Here is a 19,451-nt window from a genome sequence, read left to right on the forward strand (position 1 = left end):
TGTTTACACGTTGACCATCAAATAACGAACGTCCCAGGGGCTTAGGACGCTGGAGCGGTGCTCATATTCAGAGCGCTTGATTGCGGCGTAGGTGTCGACGAAGCCTTCGCCGAGATAGGTCTTCAGCGACTCCGAGTTCGAGAAGGTTTCGATGCTTTCCGTCAGGGTTGCGGGCAGCGGGCGCTCGCGATCTTCATAGCCCTGACCCACATATTCCGCACGCGGTTCAATCTGTTCCGCCATGCCGATATAGCCGCAGACAAGCGAGGCGGCGATGGCGAGATAGGGATTGACGTCGGCGCCGGAGATGCGGTTTTCAACCCGCCGCGCTTCGCGTCCGCTCGCCGGCACGCGCAAGCCCACCGTGCGGTTTTCGCGTCCCCAATGGGTGTTGGTCGGCGCGCTCATAAACGCTTCAAAACGGTTATAGGAATTGGTGTAAGGCGCCAGCAACGGCATCGCCGCCGGCAGATGCGCCTGCAATCCGCCAATGAAGTGACGGAACAGATCCGTGTCCTCGCCATCGGGCTTGGAGAAAATGTTCTTGCCGGTTTTGCGGTCAACAACGCTTTGATGCAGATGGATTGAGCTGCCGCTCTCATCTGCATAAGGCTTGGCCATGAAAGTGACGAACATGCCGTGCCGCTTGGCTACATGGCGTGCGAGACGCTTGAACAGGAACAGCTGGTCCGCGACCTTCATCGCTTCGCCATGGCGAATATTCACTTCGAACTGGCACGGGCCGTCTTCATGGATCAGCGTTTCCAGATCGATATGTTGCGCGTCGCAGAACTGATAGAGTTCTTCAAACATCTTGTCGAATTCGTCGATCGCATCGAGCGAATACACATGCTGTCCGAATTCGCGAAGCCCCGAAGCGCCGTCCGGCGCGCGCGGCTCCAGCACCACATCGTCAAAGCGAGCGATGAGATAGAATTCGACTTCCGGACCGACGATCGGCGTCCATCCCTTCTGGTGATAGAGTTCGACCACATTGCGCAGCACCTGGCGCGGCGCGATGTTGAAAGGCGCGCCCTGATCGGTGAGGGCGTCGCAAATCACCGCAGCCGTCGCATCTGTGTTCCATGGCGCGAGGTGAATGGTCGACAGGTCCGGCGCGAGCACGAGATCGCGCTCCGTGCCCATGACATGATCGTTATAACTCATCTCCCCATGGACCGAGATCGTGTAGGTCGCCTCGGGGATGCGAAGGCTCTTGCTTTCAAGGCTCGACAGGAACAGGCCGGGCGTCATGTTTTTGCCGCGGGCCGTGCCGCCCATATCGGGCGTCAGGCACGAAACGTCGCCGATGCGGCGCTCGCGCATCCATTCCTTCAGTTCATCTAGCTCCATAAATCACCTTAGCGCCGGCGCGGCCCAGGAATGGGCGGCGCTAGACGCCTGTTATCGTCTTGTTGTGACCGTCCGGCACGCCCCAAATCTAGGAAAAACGCGCCAGAGCGGGTGGGCGGCGATCCTGCGACATTGAGCCTAACGAAAGGCTGAAACGGCGCAAGCGGCCCAACTGTGATCACAAAATAAATGGGCTCTTCGACTTCCGCAAGCCCCCACTGACGGTGATTTGAGGACAGACAGGCCTGAAACGCCTTTCCTTTATATGTCATTGGCTTATTGTTTCGAAAAACACGGGATCACAAGCGGGAAGGGCGGATCATTGGCGCTGGCAAAAGCCCCATTGCGCGTTGTCGATGTCGACGCGCCAAAATCGGAAACAGGTGTGCGGCCCTCGGCCGTCCATGAAGCGGTCTATGAAAGGCTGCGCCGCGCGATCATTTCCGGCCAGCTCGAACCGGGGCGATCCTTGTCCGTGCGTTCGCTCGCTGCGGAGTTCGGTGTTAGCGCTATGCCCGCGCGCGAAGCGATCCGCCAGCTTGCCGCGCTTGGCGCGCTCGAATTCACCCCGACCCGCCGGGTCGCGGTGGCGAGCATGACCAAAGAAAAACTCAGTGAGCTGACCGATGCGCGCCTGGCGCTTGAGCCGGCGCTGGCCGCGCGCGCCCTAACAGCGCTGGAAGGCAACAGCGCGGCGCGCGAAGCACTGGCGGCGAAGCTTGTTGAAATTGACGAGACGCTTGATCGCGCGATTGAAAGCGGCGACAGCGCCGCCTATGCGCGCCTCAATAGCGAGTTTCATTTCACGCTATACGAAGCGGCGGATGCGCCGGTCTATCTTGGTCTGGTGGAAAGCCTGTGGTTGCAGACCGGGCCGTTCATGCGCGTTGTCATCGGGCGTCTCGGCACGGCGGCGCTGGAAGACGACCAGCATAAGGAGGCGGTCGAGGCCTTGCGCAATGGTGATGCGCAAAAACTCGAAACCGCCATTCGCGATGACATCTCGCAAGGCATGACCAATATTTCGCGCGGCTATTCCGACGAAGAATAGACTTTCTCGCCGCCGAACCAGGTTTCAAGCACGCTGGTTTCGCTGATGTCGTCGGCCCGGCCGGATTCGGCGAGATCGAAAATGTCCTGATCGACAATGATGAAATCGGCTTTTTTGCCGGGCTCGAGCGAGCCTGCAATATCGTCCTGTTTCAGTGCGCGCGCCGCATTGATCGTATAGGCGTCGACCACGTCGAAAATCGAAATCGCTTCGCCGGGATTGAGCGGCGGCGGCCCGAAAATCGCGCGATTGACCGCCGCTTCCATATTGATGAAGGGGCGCGGGTCGATGGTGTCCACCGGCGCGTCGGAGCCGGCGATGATCACGCCGCCTGCTTTGTGGATCGACGCCGCCGGATAGGCGTTTTGAAAGTAATAGCCTGCCGGGTCATAGATCCCGCCATCACCATCCGCGCGGTCGATAAACGGAATAACCGTCGTGTCATACTGCCCGTCAGAGGACGCCCAGGCGAAAGTGAAGGACGCATAGATGTCGTTCGCTGCAAAACGCGCCTGGTCTTCCGGGCGCACCACCTGCAAATGGGTGAGAATGTGTTTGTGATGCGAGTTGTTTTCCGCTTGCGCCGCTTCGATGGCGTCGAGCGAAGTTTTCACGGCGCGGTCGCCGATCGCATGAATGTGCCAGGTAAAGCCTGCCGCATCGCCCTCGCGCACATAATCCATGATCATGTCTTCGGGATGTTGCAGCACGCCGTTTGCTTTGATGCATTGCATCGGATGAAAACCATTCGCGGCTTTGAAAGCGGGCACGTCGAACGCGTCGCCTGCGGCGATCTGCGTGCGCGTTGCAACGCATAGGGCGCTGTCGGTATCCACATAGCCGGTGACTTTCACCCATTGCGCCGCGTCGTCCCATTCATAGATCGGTTGCAGATAATCGCGGGAAAAGGCGCCGTTCGGCAGGGTCGGCGGATCGGACAGCGGATCGCCTTCCAGCACGCCATCGGCGAAAAGTTTCAGGAAGTCCGCTTCCACCAGCGGTTCATCGGCGTATTTCGCCCGGATGGCTTTGGCCTTCGCCAGCAAGCTTTCGTAATCGACGGCGCCGTCTTCGCCCACATAAGCGCCGGGATCGAAATAAAGCGCCAGATGCGCGCGCGCATGAAACTCACCCTTGGCGAGCTGCGCATCATAAATGTCGAGCGTGTCGGGATCTGCGGCGGCGTCGAGGAAAGCGGTGATGCCGCGGGGCAGGGTGACGTCCATCATCAGCTCCGGCGAGGCCCGGCGTTTTTCAAGCCCGGCTTCCAGCAATCCGCCGGCCTCAATCGCATCAAGCGCATAGGACTCGGTGAGGCGTCCGTTCGGCTCGCCGGTTTCATCGGCGCCGATATAAAGCGCGATGTCGGCGAAATCGGTGGCAAGGGTTTCTTTCGAAAAGCCGACCACTTCGCCGGCGGCGTTTTTCGCACGGGCCAGCGCCACGGAATTGACCGCATAATGATGCCCGTCGCTGCCGCGCAGGATCACCGGTTTTTCCGTCGATACATAATCAAGCGCTTCGCGGATGGTTTTGAATTGCTCGCCCGGCTGATTGCCGGCGGCGAAATTCCACGACATGACCACCAGCCATTCATCTTCCGACATGCCTGGCTGCGCGGTGCAGGCGGCGGCGTAATCGGCGATCGCGGCGAGGGTTGAGGGGACGTTCTCCAGCGTGCAGGTGGGCACGGGCATCGCGCCGACCGGATGGATATGCGCGTCATGCAGGCCGGGCAGAACAAGCCGGCCGCCAAGGTCGATGGTTTCGGTTTCCGGGCCGCTCAGCGCCTCCATGTCGGCGGCGGCGCCAATGGCGAGCACCTCATCGCCGCGCAGCGCGAAAGCGTCCGCGAAGGCGCGGGCTTCATTCGCCGTATAGACATGGCCATTGATGAAAATCTTGTCTGCGGGCGAGGCGTCTGCCGCCGGCGCGGAATCTTTCGCGCCGCAAGCCGCGGCGAGAGTGAACAGCGCAGCGGCGCCGAGGTGAAGAGAAATGCGTGCGATCATGTGCCATGCCCCGTTTGGCGAGGCTTTCATCGCCCCGCGAATTCTGCATCATGGCGCGCATGATGATCGCCATCGGATGTGATCACAAGTAGGAAGGGCGGATTTTATGCTGATGCCGCCGGGAAAGGCCTGATGGCGCCGAATCAGAACGAGTTAGCCGATGTTTTGCGCGAGGGCTTTGCGGCCCTGAATGCGGGCGACGCGAAAAAAGCGTCGGAGTTCTGCCGCCGCGCCATCGCGCTCGACAGGGCGAACCCGCAGGCGCATTTTCTCGTGGGGCTGGTCGCGCTCGACATGAAAGACATGCGCATGGCGACGAGCGCCTTCGGCTCGGTGACCAAGCTCGAGCCAACCCATCCCGCCGCCTGGGCGCATCTGGCGCAGATCTTCATGCGCCTCGGCCAACCAGCGCGCGCCGAGCAGGCGCTTGAAAAAGCGAGGCCTGCTTATGCGGGCGATGCGGCGGTGGCGGATCTGATCGGCATGGTTTCGTCTTCGCTTGGCGATCAGGCGGCGGCGAAAGACTGGTATTTGCGCGCGATTGAAAAAGCGCCGGAGCGGCCCGTCTACAAACTCAACCTCGCCACCGCGCAAACATTTCTTGGCGAGACGGATGCGGCGGAGAAGGTGCTTTCCAAATTGCTGGCCGAGCATGACGACATCGCCCAGGCGCAATGGCTGCTCTCTTCCTTGAAGAAAGCCGGCGACCCCGCGCGCGCGGATATGTTGATGGAGAAAGCGCAGGCTGCGCGCGATGTGCATGGGCGCGCCTTCCTCGCTTATGGGGCGGGCAAGGAATATGAAGATTGCGAAGAATGGGCGAAAGCCTTCGCCGCGTTCGAGTTTGGCGCGAAGGCCAAGCGCTCGACTGTCGACTATGATGAAAAGGCCGATGAAGCGCGGTTTACGGCCCTAACATCGACCTTTACGGAAGACTGGGCGAGGGCGGAGCGCGCCGGTCATGACGATCCCGCGCCGATCTTTGTCGTCGGCCAGCCGCGCACCGGCACGACGCTGATCGAGCGCATCATCACCAGCCATTCCATGGTAGAGTCCGCCGGCGAGTTGCAGCAATTCGGACTTTCAGTGCGCCGATTGTCGGAAGGCGCCTTTGCCGATCGCTGGGCCCCGGAAGCAATCGCTGCCTCTGCGCATGTGGATGTCGCAGCGCTCGGCAAGGAATATTTGCGCGCGTCTTCGGTCATGCGAAAGGGCGCGCCGCGCTTTGTCGACAAACTGCCGGGCAACTATCTGCATATTCCGCTGATCCTCGCGGCGCTGCCAAATGCGCGCATCGTTCATTTGACCCGCAACCCCATGGACAGTTGTTTCGCCAGTTACAAACAGCTCTTTGCGGAAGCGTATTTTCATTCCTACGACCAGCTTGAAATGGCGCGCCATCATGCACGCTATCTCAATCTCATGGCGCATTGGCGCAAGCTCTTTCCGGGCCGCTTCCTCGATGTCTCCTATGAAGACACGGTGGCCGATACCGAACCAAATGCGCGCCGCCTGATCGAGTTTCTCGGGCTCGGCTGGGAGGATGCGTGTCTCGCCTTTCATGAACAGAAAACGGCGGTGGCGACGGCCAGCGCGGTGCAGGTTCGTGAAAAACCCCATAGCCGCTCGGTCGGGCGCTGGCGCCGTTATGAGAACGAACTGGCGCCGATGCGTCAGGCGCTGATGGCGGCGGGCGTGGCCGGGGAGGCCGGTGATTCGTTGATGTGATCACAAAAATGGCGCATAGTGCGCCTGCGGTCATAATTTCCGGCTGGGCCTGGCATTTCCTTAGCCTATTGATTTTGCTGGCATAGTCCTGTTGGCGGCGTCCTGATTGCGTGATATTTTCGCCGCGATGCAGCGAAAAATGCATCACTTGGGATCGCGAAAACGGTTCCAGAGTTGAGGGAGCAGGGCTTTGTTGTTACGAATCTGTGACCAGTATTGCGGCGTGATTCAGCGCCGTTTCGCGCCTGAAGGCGCTGCGAAGAGGGGCTTTGACATGAGACCGACTGGACTTCAGAAAAAATTACTGCTCGCCGGCGCATCCGCAACCGCGATGTTCGCCTCCGGGGCGGCGTTGGCGCAGGACGTCATTATCGTCAGCGCTCAGAAGCGGAACGAATCCATTCAGGAAGTGCCGCTCGCCATCACGGCGCTCTCCGGCGACTTCACCCGCGAGGTCAATCTCGACGACGTCAAAGACCTCGTTAAGTTTACGCCGGGTGCGACCGGCGCCTCGGCGGACAGCTTTGTCGATACGCTGTCCATGCGCGGCATTCTCACCAATGATTTCGGCGCCGGCGGCGACCCCTCGATCGCATTGTTTAAAAACGGCCTTTATCAAGGTCGTAACGGCTCAGGAATCACCAGTCTATTTGACATGGAGCGCGCGGAAGTGCTGCGCGGCCCGCAAGGCTTCCTGTTCGGCCGCAACGCCATTGGCGGCGCGATCAGCGTTACGACTGCGCGCCCGAATTTCGACGGGATCAACGGCTATGTGGAAGCCGACTTCGCCGAACGCAACCGGGTCTTTGGCGAGGCGGCGATCAATCTTCCATTCTCGGACACCTTCGCCATCCGCATCGCGGCCTATGGCGGTCATGAAGACGGTTATGTGGGCAACGCCTTTATCCCGGGCAATGACAAGCTGAGCGAGCCGGAAAAATACGCCGTCCGCTTGTCTGCGCTCTATAGCGACGGGCCGTTTGAGGCTTTCTTTACGGCTGAATATGAAGACCGCAAACAATCGGGCTCGCTCTACCGCGCAACCGAAGGCGGTCCGGGCTGGGACAATCTGGTGGATGCGTTCGGTATTTCGCTCGGCGGCGACGGCCGCGACATCGACAGCGACCTGCAGCTTGGCGAGGCCGACGACGCTAAGATTTTAAGCTTCGGGCTTGAGCTGAGCTATGATCTGGGCGGCGCGACGCTGACCTCGCTGACCGGCTATAAAGATCACGACTATTTCTACACGGAAGATTTCGACGGCACGCCGCTTGCGATCAACGCCTATGGCCAGGACCAAAGTGGTAATTATTTTGAACAGGAAGTGCGCGTCGTATCCGATACGGACGGTCCGCTCTCTTGGTATGCGGGCGCCTCATACTATCATGAGGAAATAGACGTCCTGTTTACGCAAGCGGCCGATGAAGACGTCATGTGCGCGTATTATAATTATTACGGCTTCGAAACGTGTACGGATTATTATTCCTACATCGGTTACGCCTTCACGCCTAATCCGGACGGCCTGATTGAGAGCAACGCTGTGCGCGGCCGCTATCATGGCTTCGCGGCGTATGTGGACGCCACGCTGGCGCTTTCCGATAAGTTCGATGTCGGCGTGGGAGTCCGCTATACGAAGGATCTCGAAAAAATTCGGCATTTACGCCTTGCCGGTGGAAAGTGAGCTTGGTCCCTATTTTGGCTTGGGCTTTACGACAGACGGCTATTTGGAAGACAAGAAGAACTGGGAGGCGTTCACGCCGCGCTTTATCGCGCGTTATCATCCGAATGATGACTGGATGATTTTCACAAGCGCGACGCGAGGGTTTAAGGCTGGCGGTTTCGGCAGCTTTTCTATTGCGCCCGAAACTTTAGATATTTATTGCCTCTTGAGCGATGAATGTTTGGATGTCCAGCAGGGGCAAGGTTATCCAGACTCGTTCAATCCCGAGAAGGTCTGGTCATACGAGGCAGGCGTCAAGGGCTCGCTCTTCGGCGGCGCGACGCGCATTGACGCCAACCTTTATTATTATCAGTACAAGGATTTACAAGTTACTGTTGGCGGCGAAAGCGGTGCAGGCATTTTCGTGGAGAATGTCGGCAAAGTGAAGGGCTGGGGCGCGGAAGCCTCGACCACCACTGATCTTGGCCAGTATTTCGACCTCTATCTGGCGGGCGCATATGCGACGACGGATTTGACCAACGCCGAGCCGCTTTGCGATTACACGCTCGATTGCGAGGGCGCGGCGCTCGGTTATGTGCCGAAATTCTCCGGCTCGGCCGTGCTGCGCTTCAACTATCCGCTGGGCGAGGGCGCGGTGAACGCCTCGGCCGAAGCCTTCGGTCAGACCAAAACCTATGGCGGCCTGCTGAAGCCTGACTACGCCACCAGCGATGCTTATGCGGATATTTCGCTGCGCATCGGATATGCGTCAGACGCAGGCTGGGGCATTACCGGCTATGTGGAGAACGTCACCAACGCGCTTTATTATGACGGCGTTTCGGAAGGCGGAAACTTCATCCCGGCTCACTATTTCGGCCCGAGCCGTCCGCGCACTTACGGCGTGCGGTTGAACTATGAATTCGGCGGGCGCTGAGGTCGTCAGATGACGGCGAAGTAAGACAATAACAAATCGCGCGCCGGCCAGAAATGGCCGGCGCCGTTTACTGGGCAAGCCATGATCATAAAAACCGGCAGGCTGTTTCAGGCTTTTAAATATACGATTTACGCGCTGCTGGCGGTCAATACCGGCTACTTTTTTCTTGAGAACTTTACGAGCAGCGCCACAACCTATGAAGACGGGTTGGCGCTTAGCGATATCATCATCGCTTATACGGACTCCATCGACACCGCAGCCTGGCTGATTTTGCTGCTCCTGCTCGAGCTGGAAACCTTTGTGCTCCCCGATGAGCGCATCAAGGCGGGTGTTGAATGGGGCATGAACATCCTGACCGTGATCTGCGGCGCGATCATTCTTTACGCGCTTTACGGATATTGGGCGACGCTTTGGATTCCGCTCGGGTTTGAACTTTATACCGGCGCGGACCCATGCACGCTGGTTGGCGGCGAGTTGAGCTTTGCGCTCGATCTCGATGAGTTTGCGCCGCTCGACGCGCAAAACTGCGCCGCGCTGGCGGGGGAGGCCTATATCAACACCAAGGCCAATTTGATGGCGACGCCGGAGAATTTGAGCCTGATTTCGCGGCTTGCCTGGACGGATGTCTTGAACGCCACAGTCTGGGTGGTCATTGTGGCGGTGTTGGAGCTTGAGGTGTATCTGCAATCGTCGCGATTGTTCGGCACCAAGTTCTTCTTCGCCTACAAGTCGTCAAAGTTGCTGCTCTATGGCGTCTTGTTTGTCTGCGCGATTTACTGGGGCTGGCTTGGCGAGCCCTGGGATGCGTGGGATGCGTTTTTATGGATCGTCGCGTTCTTCTTCATCGAGCTGAACATGCTGACCTGGCAGGAAGAAGTCGCAGAGCGCCGCGAATCCGGACTGATTGAGTAGGAAAAACTGACATGACGTTTGCAACCAGCGTCTCGCAAGCACGCGAGCGCGTGACGATCAGAACCGATGCTTTCATCAATGGCGCTTTCCGCCCGGCAAAGAGCGGCGCGACCATGCCGTGCATCACGCCCATTGACGGCAGTGAGCTTGCGCAACTCGCCGCCTGTGACGGGGCGGATATCAACGACGCGGTCGCCGCGGCGCGCGCCAGTTTTGAAGCCGGTCATTGGCGCAAGAAAGCGCCGCGCGAAAAGCGCGACATCCTGCTGGCGTTCGCCGACAAGCTGCAGGCGCATGCAGAAGAACTGGCGCTGCTGGAAACCCTCGATATGGGCAAGCCGCTCGCCAATACGCGCAGCGCCGACATTCCGTTGGTGATCCAGACCGTGCGGTACTACGCCGAAGCCATCGACAAGGTGTATGACGAGATCGGCCCGTCTCCCCATAATGCGCTGTCGATGATTGTGCGCGAACCGCTGGGCGTTATCGGCGCCGTGATCCCCTGGAACTTTCCATTGCTGATGGCGTCATGGAAATTTGCCCCGGCGCTCGCCACGGGCAATTCGATCGTCATCAAACCGGCGGAACAGGCGAGCCTGACCATGTTGCGCGCCGCCGAACTGGCGTCAGAAGCGGGCGTGCCCGACGGGGTGTTGAATGTCGTGCCGGGCGACGGCGCGAAAGCCGGCAAGGCGCTGGCCTTGCATATGGATGTGGACGGCATCGTCTTCACCGGATCGACGGCGGTGGGCAAGCTGATCATGGGTTACAGCGCGCAGAGCAATTTAAAACGCGTCGGGCTCGAATGCGGCGGCAAGAGCCCGCAAATCGTCATGGAGGACTGCCCCGATTTCGACAAGGCGGCGCAAGCGGCGGCCTGGGCGGTGTTTTACGATCAGGGCCAGGTCTGTACGGCGGGCACGCGCTTGCTGGTGCAGAACTCGATCAAGGACGAGTTTTTGAAAAAAGTCGCGGCGGTGGCGAAAGATCTCGCGCCGGGCGATCCGCTCGATCCGGCAACGACCTTTGGCGCGCTGGTCGATGAAGCCCAGATGAACACGGTGCTCGGCTATATCGAAAAAGGCGCGAAAGAAGGCGCGAAACTGATCGCCGGCGGCGAGCGCGTCCATGGCAATAGCGGCGGCTATTACGTGTCGCCGACGATTTTCGACGGCGTCGACAACAAGATGACCATCGCGCAGGAGGAGATTTTCGGTCCGGTGATCTCGGCGATTGGCTTTGACGATCTCGATGACGCGCTGCGCATCGCCAATGATACGATTTACGGGCTTGCGGCAGGCATCTGGACCAACAATCTCGATACTGCGCACCGTGCGTCGCGGGCCTTGCGGGCCGGCAATGTCTGGGTGAATTGCTGGGACGGCAGCGACATCACCACGCCATTTGGCGGCTTTAAGCAGTCAGGCTTCGGGCGCGACAGGTCGCTGCATGCTTTCGACAAATATACCGAACTCAAAACCATATGGATGCAATTGTCCGAATAGGAAGCGTTGAAACACCATGACAACTGACGCCAAATCCGGCCGCAATGACTGGCTGCAATCTTACTGGATGCCGTTCACGCCGAACAAGGCGTTCAAGGCGGCGCCGCGGATCAATGAGCGCGCCGAAGGCTTTTACTATCACACCAGCGACGGGCGGAAAATTCTGGACAGTTTTTCCGGCCTGTGGTGCTGCAATTTGGGTCATCGCCACCCGAAGATCTCCGAAGCGATCAAGGCGCAGGTGGATGAGCTCGACTATTCCAATGCGTTTAATTTCGGCCATCCGAAAGTGTTCGAACTCGCCAATGTGGTCGCGGACCAGTTCCCCGGCGACCTCGACAATGTGTTCTTTTGCAATTCCGGCTCTGAGGCAGGCGACACGGCGCTGAAAATCGCCATCGCCTATCACCGCCTGCGCGGAGAAGGCGCGCGCACCCGTTTGATCGGCCGGGTCAATGGCTATCACGGCGTCGGCTTTGGCGGCATCAGCGTTGGCGGCATGGTCAACAACCGCAAGTTTTTCGGCAATCTGCTGCCCGGCGTCGATCATCTGTCCTTTCCCTATGACCCGGCGACGCAAAGCTTCACGCGCGGCGAACCGGATGTGGATGTGGAATCCTACATGCGCGAGCTGGAAGGGATCATCGCCCTGCATGACGCATCGACGATTGCGGCCGTGATGGTCGAACCGTTCGCCGGTTCTGGCGGCGTGTTCATCCCGCCGAAAAATTATCTGAAACGCCTGCGCGAGGTGACGAAGAAACACGGCATATTGCTGATCGTCGATGAGGTGATTTCCGGGTTCGGACGCATGGGCGCGACTAACGCTGCGACCCATTACGGCGTTGAACCGGATATCGTCACCATCGCCAAGGCGATCAATAATGGCGCTGTGCCCATGGGCGCGACAATCGTCCGTAAACAGATTTATGATACATTCATGGAGGCGATGCCGAGCGGCGTCGAGTTCTTCCATGGCTACACCTATTCCGGCCATCCGCTCGCGGCGTCGGCGGCGCTCGCCGCGCAGGAGGTCTTCCGGACCGAAGGGGTCTATGACCAGACGGCGGCGCTGGCGCCCTATTTCGAGGAGGCGGTGCACTCCCTCAAAGGCGAGCCCAATGTGATCGATATCCGCAATGTGGGCTTTGCCGCCGGGGTGACGCTGGCCCCGCGCGAAGGCGCGCCCGGTGCGCGCGGGAATGAGGTGTTCCTGAAAACCTATGAGCAAGGCGTCGCGATCCGCGCCAATGGCGATAATCTCGCCATCGCGCCGATCCTGACCATGGGGAAGGGCGAAATCGACGTCACTATCGACGCCCTGCGCAAGGGGCTCCAGGCGGTGAATTGAGGCGCGCCAAGCGCCTGCTGCGGGGGCGGCCGCCCGTCCGGGTCTGTCATCAGCCGATTTGGGGCCGGCAAGGGGGGCGATGGCGGGGCCGGTGATCACGGCTCGCGTTGCCTCGCGCCTCAAAGGCCGTTAGAACCGGCCCGCTCAGGACAGGGGGAGTCCGGCCAAGAGCATACGGACCGGCATAGCGGCAGGAATTTAATCAGTGGCGAATGACGATAGTGCACTAAGGGAAGTTGACGAGGCCCTGGAAGAAGAGCGCCAATGGGCGTCTTTCAGGAAAAACGGACCGGCGGTCATCGCCGGGGCTGTGCTGCTGGTCGCCGGAGTCGCCGGCTGGCAGGGCTGGACCCATTTGCAGACCCAGAAGGCGGAAGAGCAGTCGGTTGATTTCCGCAAGGCGGCTGAACTCCTCGCCAGCGACAGCGATGCGGGACGCGCAGCGCTTGACGCAGTGGCGGCGGAAAAGGGCGGCTATGGCGCCCTCGCGGCCCTTCGCCGGGCGAATTCCTATGCCAGCGGCGGCGAGCGCCTGAAAGCCATCGAGATTTACCGCGACGTCGCCAAGGGCGATGCGCCGCGCCGTCTTCGCGAATTCGCGCAATTGCGCGCAGCGCTGTTGTCGCTGAATGACGGACGCGACGCGGTGATGAGCGATCTCGGTGGTCTCACCGAGGCGGAAGGCCCCTATAGCTATTACGCCAAGGAGATTTTCGGTCTCGCCTCGCTGAATGAGAAAGACTACGAAAGCGCCGTCGCCACATTTGAAGCATTATCGCTTGATATGGATGCGCCTGCGGGATTGCGCGACCGCGCGACGGAGTTTGCAGCGCTGGCGGCGGAAGCGAAATCGGGCGTGAATATTTTCGGCGAAGCGCGTGTCGATGATTTGCTGAAAACGCTCGGCGCCGACATTGCCGGCGACGCGGCGGAAGACGCCGCGCCGGTGATTGAAGAGGCAAGCGGCGAAGTCGCGGCCGATGCTGTAGAAGACCCGGCCGATATGGCGGAGAGCGCCGCCGAAGACGAACACGACGATCACAATTAAAAAGAGTAGATCATGAAGCTTTCACCGTTTTCGGCTTGGCGTATTATTTTGGCGGCCTTCGCGTTTACATTGCTCGCCGGGTGTTCTTCCGGCCCGCTTGGCAGCCTGTTTGGCGGCAAGGAAAAAGACGATCCCAACGCCCCGAAAGAGGATGATCGCATTTCGATCCTCGCGCTTGAGCAAGAGCTTGCGCCGGACCCGCGCTATGCGGGGATGACGGTCGAAACGCCGCCGCCTTATGTGAACTCTTCCTGGACCCAGCCCGGCGGTGAAGCCGACCATACGCTGCACCATCTCAGCGCGCCGCTTGAGTTGAAAAAGCTTTGGACGGCGGATGTGGGCAAAGCCTCGCCGCGCCGCGCGCGCCTGACCTCGCCGCCGATCGTGGTCGACGACCGCGTGTTTGTGCTCGATGCGGACGCGAATGTTTCCTCCTATAACGCCGAGACCGGCGAGCTGATCTGGCGCGCGGAACTGGCGCCGGACATCGATCAGCGTTTTCGCGTTCGTGAACTTTTCCGCGGGCCGAAATCGGCGGAAATCGGTTTTGGCGGCGGCGTCGCCTTTGAACAGGGGCGCATCTTCATCACTTCGGGATTTGGCTTTGTCGCCGCGCTGCATGCGCAAACCGGCGACGAATTATGGCGCGTGCAAACCGACGCGCCGGTGCGCACGCCGCCGACGGCCTATCGCGGCAAGGTCTATCTCTCGACCAACACCAACGAATTTCTGGCGCTCAATCAGGAAACCGGCGAGCGCGAATGGGCGTTTCAGTCCTTTGAAGAATCTGCGCGCTTCCTGTCTTCCTCAAGCCCGGCGGCGGCGGGCGATCTTGTCGTGGCGCCGTTTTCCTCGGGCGAGCTTGTGGCGTTCATCGCCGATAATGGCCGCTCGGTCTGGGACATGACCTTGTCGCGGGAATCGCGCCTGACGGCGCTGGCCTCGCTCAACGACATCGCCGGCAGCCCGGTCATCGACCGCGGCCTGGTCTATGTGGTCAGCCATGGCGGGCGTTTTTCCGCGATCGATATCCGCACCGGCCAGCCCGTGTGGGAAATGCCGATCGCCAGCCTGCAAATGCCGTGGGTGGCGGGCGACTTTATTTATATTGTGACGATTGAGGGCGAGCTGATCTGCGTGTCGCGCGCCGATGGCGGCATTATCTGGCTGACCCAGCTTCGCCAATACAAAAAAGAGAAAAAGAAAAAGGGCCGCATTTCCTGGTCTGGTCCGGTTTATGCAGGCGACAGTCTCATTCTTGTATCGTCGGATCAGGAGCTCGTACGGGTTTCGCCGGAAGATGGCGAAGTCATTGAGGTCAAGAAAATCGACGGCGGTTCTGTTGTGTCGCCAATCGTTGCTGGCGAAAAGATCTTTATCCTGACGGAGAAGGGCAAGCTGATCGCGATGCGCTAGGAAGCGCAGGACGGGCTTCGCTGAAGTTCATGCCGGTTAAAATTGCACTTGTAGGCCGGCCTAATGTCGGCAAGTCGACGCTGTTCAACCGTCTGGTTGGCAAGCGGCTGGCGCTTGTCGACGACACGCCGGGGGTGACCCGCGACCGCCGCGAGGGCGAGGCGCGTCTGGGCGATCTGTCTTTCACGGTCATCGACACGCCGGGCCTTGAAGAGGCGCCGGAAGCCGCCCTTGAAGGACGCATGCGCAAGCAGACCGATGCGGCGGTGGCCGAAGCGGCTGCATGCCTCTTCCTTGTGGATGCGCGGGCCGGCGTCACGCCGCTCGACCAGACCTTTGCGCGGTTGCTGCGCGCCAGCGGCAAGCCGGTGATCCTTCTCGCCAACAAAGCCGAAGGCAATGCGGGCGCGGCCGGGTTTTACGACGCCTATGAACTGGGCGCGGGCGAACCAATTGCGATCTCCGCCGAGCATGGCGAAGGCATGGGCGAGCTTTACAACGCGCTGGAGCCATTCCTCGCGCAATTCCAGGGTGATGAAGACATCGACGAAGAGGCGGAATGGGACAATCCGCTAAAGCCGCTTCGCGTCGCCATCATTGGCCGTCCGAATGCCGGCAAGTCGACTTTGGTCAATCGCCTGATTGGCGAGGACCGGCTGCTGACCGGCCCCGAAGCGGGGATCACCCGCGACTCGATTTCCGTTGAGTGGACATGGGCCGGCAAGGACCGCGACTGGCCGGTCAAGCTGTTCGACACGGCGGGCATGCGCAAAAAGTCGAAGGTGCAGGAAAAGCTTGAAAAGTTGTCCGTCGCCGACGCCTTGCGCGCGATCAAATTCGCCGAAGTCGCCGTCTTGCTGCTCGATGCGGAAAACCCTTTCGACAAACAGGATTTGCAGATCGCCGACCTTGCGCTGCGCGAAGGACGCGCGCTGGTCATCGCGATCAACAAATGGGACCTGATCGAAGATAAAGACGCGAAGATGCGCGAGCTGAAAGAAACGGCCGCCCGTCTTCTGCCGCAGGCGCCGGATATTCCGATCACGCCGTTTTCCGCGCTCACCGGCGCCGGGCTTAATCGCCTGATGCCGGCGGTGATCAAGGTCTATATTGACTGGAATGCTCGGGTGAAAACGCCGGAGCTTAACGATTGGCTGCATGAAGCGCTGCATCGCCATGCGCCGCCGGCGGTGTCCGGCCAGCGCATCAAGATCCGTTATATCGCGCAGATCAAAACCCGGCCGCCAACCTTTGTGGCCCAATGCACGCGCGCGGAAGATTTGCCCGCCGCCTATAAGCGCTATTTGATCAATGGCATTCGCGACGCCTTCGACATCAAGGCGGTGCCGATCCGGCTTATTTTGAAAAAGCCGGACAATCCCTTTGCGAAAGAAAAAAGCGTTAGGCGCCGTCGCTTGCGCTGCGTTTGCTCGTGATCCTTCGAGACGCAAAATTTCTTCATCCTGAGGGACACCGTAGGTGTCGTCTCGAAGGGCGAAGAAATTTTTGCTCCTCAGGGTGAAGGCTCGACTTATGGCGCGTCCCGCCACTCCCTGAAGGAAATACGCAGGGGCTCGCGTTCTTCGCGGGTCAGCAAGTGATAGACCAGCGGCAGCAATTCATCCGGATGCGGAAGGGTTGCGGGGTCTTCGCCGGGCATCGCGACTTTGCGCATTGTGGTGCGCATCGGGCCGGGGCTGATCAGGGAGACATTGACCTTGGTCTTCGCCATTTCTTCCGCATAAGTTTTCAAAAGCATGTCGAAGGCCGCTTTAGTCACCGCATAGCTGCCCCAGAAGGCTTTCGCCGCTTCGCCGCCAACCCGCGAGGACAGCCCGATCACCCGCGCATCGGCGGATTTGCGCAGCATCGGATCGAGTGCGCGCAACAGCCGCCAATTTGCGGTGACGTTGAGATCAAGCGTGTGTTTCCAGACTTTCGGATCGATATCGGGAATTGGGGCCAGCTCGCCAAGGCTGCCGGCGTTGAGGACCAGAATATCGAGCCCGTCAAAACGCTGGCTGAGCGCGCCGGCGAGCCGTTCAATGCCGTCGCCTTCAACAAGATCGAGGGGAATGAGGGATGCTTTGCCGCCCGCCGCCTTGATCTCGTCATCGAGTTCCTCCAGCGCGCCGGGAGTGCGCGCCAGCGCCAGCACATGGGCGCCGGCCTTGGCGAGCGCCAGCGCGATGGAGCGGCCAATGCCGCGCGAGGCGCCGGTGACGAGGGCGGTTTTGCCGGAAAGATCAGGTGCGGACATGGGTGAATTCCTTTTTGGAGGGGCTCAATAGGGCGTAAGCGATGTCCTCTGCAACCCGTTCAAATGTCGCGCTGTCGAGCGCCCTAAGGCGGAACCTGGCGAGGGGTGCGCCGACCCGGCCGCGCTTGCGGCTGCGCTCATAGGCGGGGTCGTAATGGGCGCGCATCAGCGTGGCGACGAGGCTTTCCCAATGGCCTGCATCGGCGAGGGCGCGCCAGTCAGTGATGGTCTCGCTAGAATGAAACGGTTTCAACCGGTCGATTGCGGCGCCCGCAGCGTCGGCGTCGGCGATCATGTCCGCATAGGCGGTGATGAGATAGGGCGCGCGCGCCTCCGGCTCGGCCTCGATGATGATGCGCCGCGCCGCCAGCATTGATGTCCACAGGCGTTTGGGAATTTCGCAGCGGCCAATGCGGTTTGATTCCGCCTCCACCAGAATGTGCCGCGCCGGGTCGAGATGGCGCAGCGCATCGTAAAGCCGCGACTCAAACAACCGTTGATCCGGCTGCGGAGCATCCGCGTGTCCGCCAAACACTGAGCCGCGATGATTGGCCAGCGCTTCGAGATCGAGGATCTGCACGCCGGCTTTTTGCGCCGTGCGCAGAATGTCTGTCTTGGCGACGCCGGTCTGGCCGTCCAGCAGGATGAGCGGCAACGCCGCCTCGCTGTCGCGCAAGTCGGCGACAACTGCGCGCCGCCAGGTCTTGTAACCGCCATTCAACACGCCGCAGCGCCAGCCGACCTGTGACAGGATGGTCGCCATGGCGTTGGAGCGCATGCCGCCGCGCCAGCAATAGATCAGCGTCGTGAAGTCCGCTGGCTTGCTGGCGAGCGCAGTCTCCAAATGCCGCGCGACATTGCGGGCCACATGGGCCGCGCCGACACGGCGCGCCTTGTGACGCGATTCCTGTTTATAGATCGTGCCCACTTCCGCACGCTCGGCGTCGTCAAGCACCGGCAGGTTGATCGCGCCGGGCAAATGATCCTCGGCGAATTCCGACGGCGAACGCACATCGATGATCGCGTCAAAGCGCGAAAGCGTTTCTATAGAAATGTCGCCAATGTCTTCGATCATGCCAGTCCGGGTTTGCTGGTTGTGCTTGCACGCAGGTCAGGGAGTGTTCTAGGTCTTCTGGCGCACGCTGCAAGGAGGTTTGCATGTCAACCGAGCCCCGCCTGACCTCGCTCGCCCATGGAGGCGGCTGCGGCTGCAAGATTGCGCCAAATGTGCTGCGCGAAATTCTGGGCGATATGCCAGCGGCTGCGGCGCATTCGGCGCTGATGGTCGATGCGGCGACCAGCGATGACGCGGCCGTCTACAGGATTTCCGACGAGGCGGCGCTGATCGCCACCACAGATTTTTTCATGCCGATCGTCGATGACCCGTTCGAGTTCGGGCGGATCGCCGCGACTAACGCCTTGTCAGATGTGTTCGCCATGGGCGGGCGGCCGATTTTCTCGCTCGCCATTGTCGGCATGCCGATCGACAAGATGTCCACCGAAACCATCCGCCGCATTCTGGAGGGCGGCCGCGCGGCGAGCGAAGCCGCTGGCGCGCCAGTGGCCGGCGGTCACTCCATCGATTCCGCTGAACCGATATACGGGCTGGCCGCCATGGGGCTCGTCCATCCCGATAAGATCCTGCGCAATAATGGCGCGAAGCCGGGCGATGTCCTGATCCTCGGCAAGCCGCTCGGCGTCGGCATATTCAGTGCGGCGCTGAAAAAAGAAATCCTACCGCCGGAAGGCTATGAACAGATGATCGCCTCGACGACATTGCTCAACCGTCCGGGTGCGGACATTGCAGAAATTGACGGCGTGCACGCCATGACCGATGTGACCGGCTTCGGCCTGCTGGGTCATCTGAGCGAAATCTGCCGGGGCAGCGCAGTCATCGCGACGATTGATGAGGGTTCGGTGCCGGTGTTCGATCTGGCCCGTGCGCTGCTTGCCGATGGCGTGAAAACCGGCGCGTCAGGGCGCAATTGGGAAAGCGTGAAAGAATGGGTGGAGGCGCCGGCTGGATGGGCTGAGGCGTCGCGCCACATGCTCACCGATCCCCAGACATCGGGCGGGCTGCTGGTTTCCTGTGCGCCGTCAGCGGCGGACAAGGTGCTCGCGGCGTTCAAAAAGCATGGACATGATGCGGCGTGCGTGATCGGCGAGGTGGCTGACGGCGCGCCGAAGATTACGTTCAAAAGCTGACGCCTGTTACGCATCC

15 protein-coding genes are annotated in these 19,451 nt (G+C 60.4%); 11 read left to right on the forward strand and 4 right to left on the reverse strand.

What is annotated here, in order from left to right:
• Window positions 1–3 precede the first annotated feature (3 nt).
• Entirely contained in the window at window positions 4–1,353 is a 1,350-nt protein-coding gene (locus AC0L8G_RS09440; RefSeq protein WP_473388575.1) for a glutamine synthetase family protein, read from the reverse strand.
• Window positions 1,354–1,675: 322 nt separating this feature from the next.
• On the opposite strand from AC0L8G_RS09440, the gene AC0L8G_RS09445 reads away from it, so the two are divergent.
• Window positions 1,676–2,404, forward strand: a complete 729-nt coding sequence (locus AC0L8G_RS09445) for a GntR family transcriptional regulator (protein WP_473388576.1) — start codon at window positions 1,676–1,678, stop codon at window positions 2,402–2,404.
• Here AC0L8G_RS09445 and AC0L8G_RS09450 read toward each other — a convergent pair.
• Entirely contained in the window at window positions 2,386–4,416 is a 2,031-nt protein-coding gene (locus tag AC0L8G_RS09450) for an amidohydrolase (RefSeq protein ID WP_473388577.1), read from the reverse strand. The genes AC0L8G_RS09445 and AC0L8G_RS09450 overlap by 19 nt on opposite strands.
• Before the next feature lie 132 nt (window positions 4,417–4,548).
• Between AC0L8G_RS09450 and AC0L8G_RS09455 the strand changes: the two genes are divergently transcribed.
• The 9 genes from AC0L8G_RS09455 to der all read left to right on the forward strand — a co-directional run bounded on the left by AC0L8G_RS09455 (window position 4,549) and on the right by der (window position 16,406).
• Window positions 4,549–6,144 carry a tetratricopeptide repeat-containing sulfotransferase family protein gene (locus AC0L8G_RS09455; RefSeq protein ID WP_473388578.1) on the forward strand — a complete coding sequence of 532 codons (1,596 nt, stop codon included), beginning with the start codon at window positions 4,549–4,551 and terminating at the stop codon, window positions 6,142–6,144.
• A gap of 274 nt (window positions 6,145–6,418) precedes the next feature.
• Window positions 6,419–7,825: a TonB-dependent receptor plug domain-containing protein gene (locus tag AC0L8G_RS09460; protein ID WP_473388579.1), complete on the forward strand. Its 1,407-nt coding sequence runs from the start codon at window positions 6,419–6,421 to the stop codon at window positions 7,823–7,825.
• Window positions 7,815–8,738, forward strand: a complete 924-nt coding sequence (locus AC0L8G_RS09465) for a TonB-dependent receptor domain-containing protein (RefSeq protein ID WP_473388843.1) — start codon at window positions 7,815–7,817, stop codon at window positions 8,736–8,738. Before AC0L8G_RS09460 ends, AC0L8G_RS09465 begins: the two co-directional genes overlap by 11 nt.
• 81 nt (window positions 8,739–8,819) lie before the next feature.
• Window positions 8,820–9,650: a hypothetical protein gene (locus AC0L8G_RS09470; protein ID WP_473388580.1), complete on the forward strand. Its 831-nt coding sequence runs from the start codon at window positions 8,820–8,822 to the stop codon at window positions 9,648–9,650.
• 11 nt (window positions 9,651–9,661) lie between these two features.
• Window positions 9,662–11,155, forward strand: coding sequence for an aldehyde dehydrogenase (locus AC0L8G_RS09475; RefSeq protein ID WP_473388581.1), 1,494 nt, complete (start codon window positions 9,662–9,664; stop codon window positions 11,153–11,155).
• 16 nt (window positions 11,156–11,171) lie between these two features.
• Complete coding sequence (aptA, locus tag AC0L8G_RS09480) at window positions 11,172–12,506, forward strand: omega-aminotransferase AptA (RefSeq protein WP_473388583.1); 1,335 nt, start codon at window positions 11,172–11,174, stop codon at window positions 12,504–12,506.
• A 205-nt stretch (window positions 12,507–12,711) separates the two neighbouring features.
• Window positions 12,712–13,554, forward strand: a complete 843-nt coding sequence (locus AC0L8G_RS09485; RefSeq protein WP_473388584.1) for a tetratricopeptide repeat protein — start codon at window positions 12,712–12,714, stop codon at window positions 13,552–13,554.
• A 12-nt stretch (window positions 13,555–13,566) separates the two neighbouring features.
• Complete coding sequence (locus tag AC0L8G_RS09490) at window positions 13,567–14,970, forward strand: outer membrane protein assembly factor BamB family protein (RefSeq protein WP_473388585.1); 1,404 nt, start codon at window positions 13,567–13,569, stop codon at window positions 14,968–14,970.
• Window positions 14,971–14,999: 29 nt separating this feature from the next.
• Window positions 15,000–16,406 carry a ribosome biogenesis GTPase Der gene (gene der / locus AC0L8G_RS09495; protein ID WP_473388587.1) on the forward strand — a complete coding sequence of 469 codons (1,407 nt, stop codon included), beginning with the start codon at window positions 15,000–15,002 and terminating at the stop codon, window positions 16,404–16,406.
• Window positions 16,407–16,501: 95 nt separating this feature from the next.
• On the opposite strand, the gene AC0L8G_RS09500 is transcribed toward der, so the two are convergent.
• Window positions 16,502–17,230, reverse strand: coding sequence for an SDR family NAD(P)-dependent oxidoreductase (locus tag AC0L8G_RS09500; protein ID WP_473388589.1), 729 nt, complete (start codon window positions 17,228–17,230; stop codon window positions 16,502–16,504).
• Window positions 17,217–18,305, reverse strand: coding sequence for a tRNA 2-selenouridine(34) synthase MnmH (gene mnmH / locus AC0L8G_RS09505; protein WP_473388590.1), 1,089 nt, complete (start codon window positions 18,303–18,305; stop codon window positions 17,217–17,219). Before mnmH ends, AC0L8G_RS09500 begins: the two co-directional genes overlap by 14 nt.
• 83 nt (window positions 18,306–18,388) lie before the next feature.
• On the opposite strand from mnmH, the gene selD reads away from it, so the two are divergent.
• On the forward strand, window positions 18,389–19,435 hold the full coding sequence (gene selD / locus AC0L8G_RS09510; RefSeq protein WP_473388591.1) for a selenide, water dikinase SelD: 1,047 nt from the start codon (window positions 18,389–18,391) through the stop codon (window positions 19,433–19,435).
• The last annotated feature ends 16 nt before the right edge of the window (window positions 19,436–19,451 follow it).

The sequence above is a fragment of the Hyphococcus sp. D3-15 genome, from assembly GCF_055809375.1.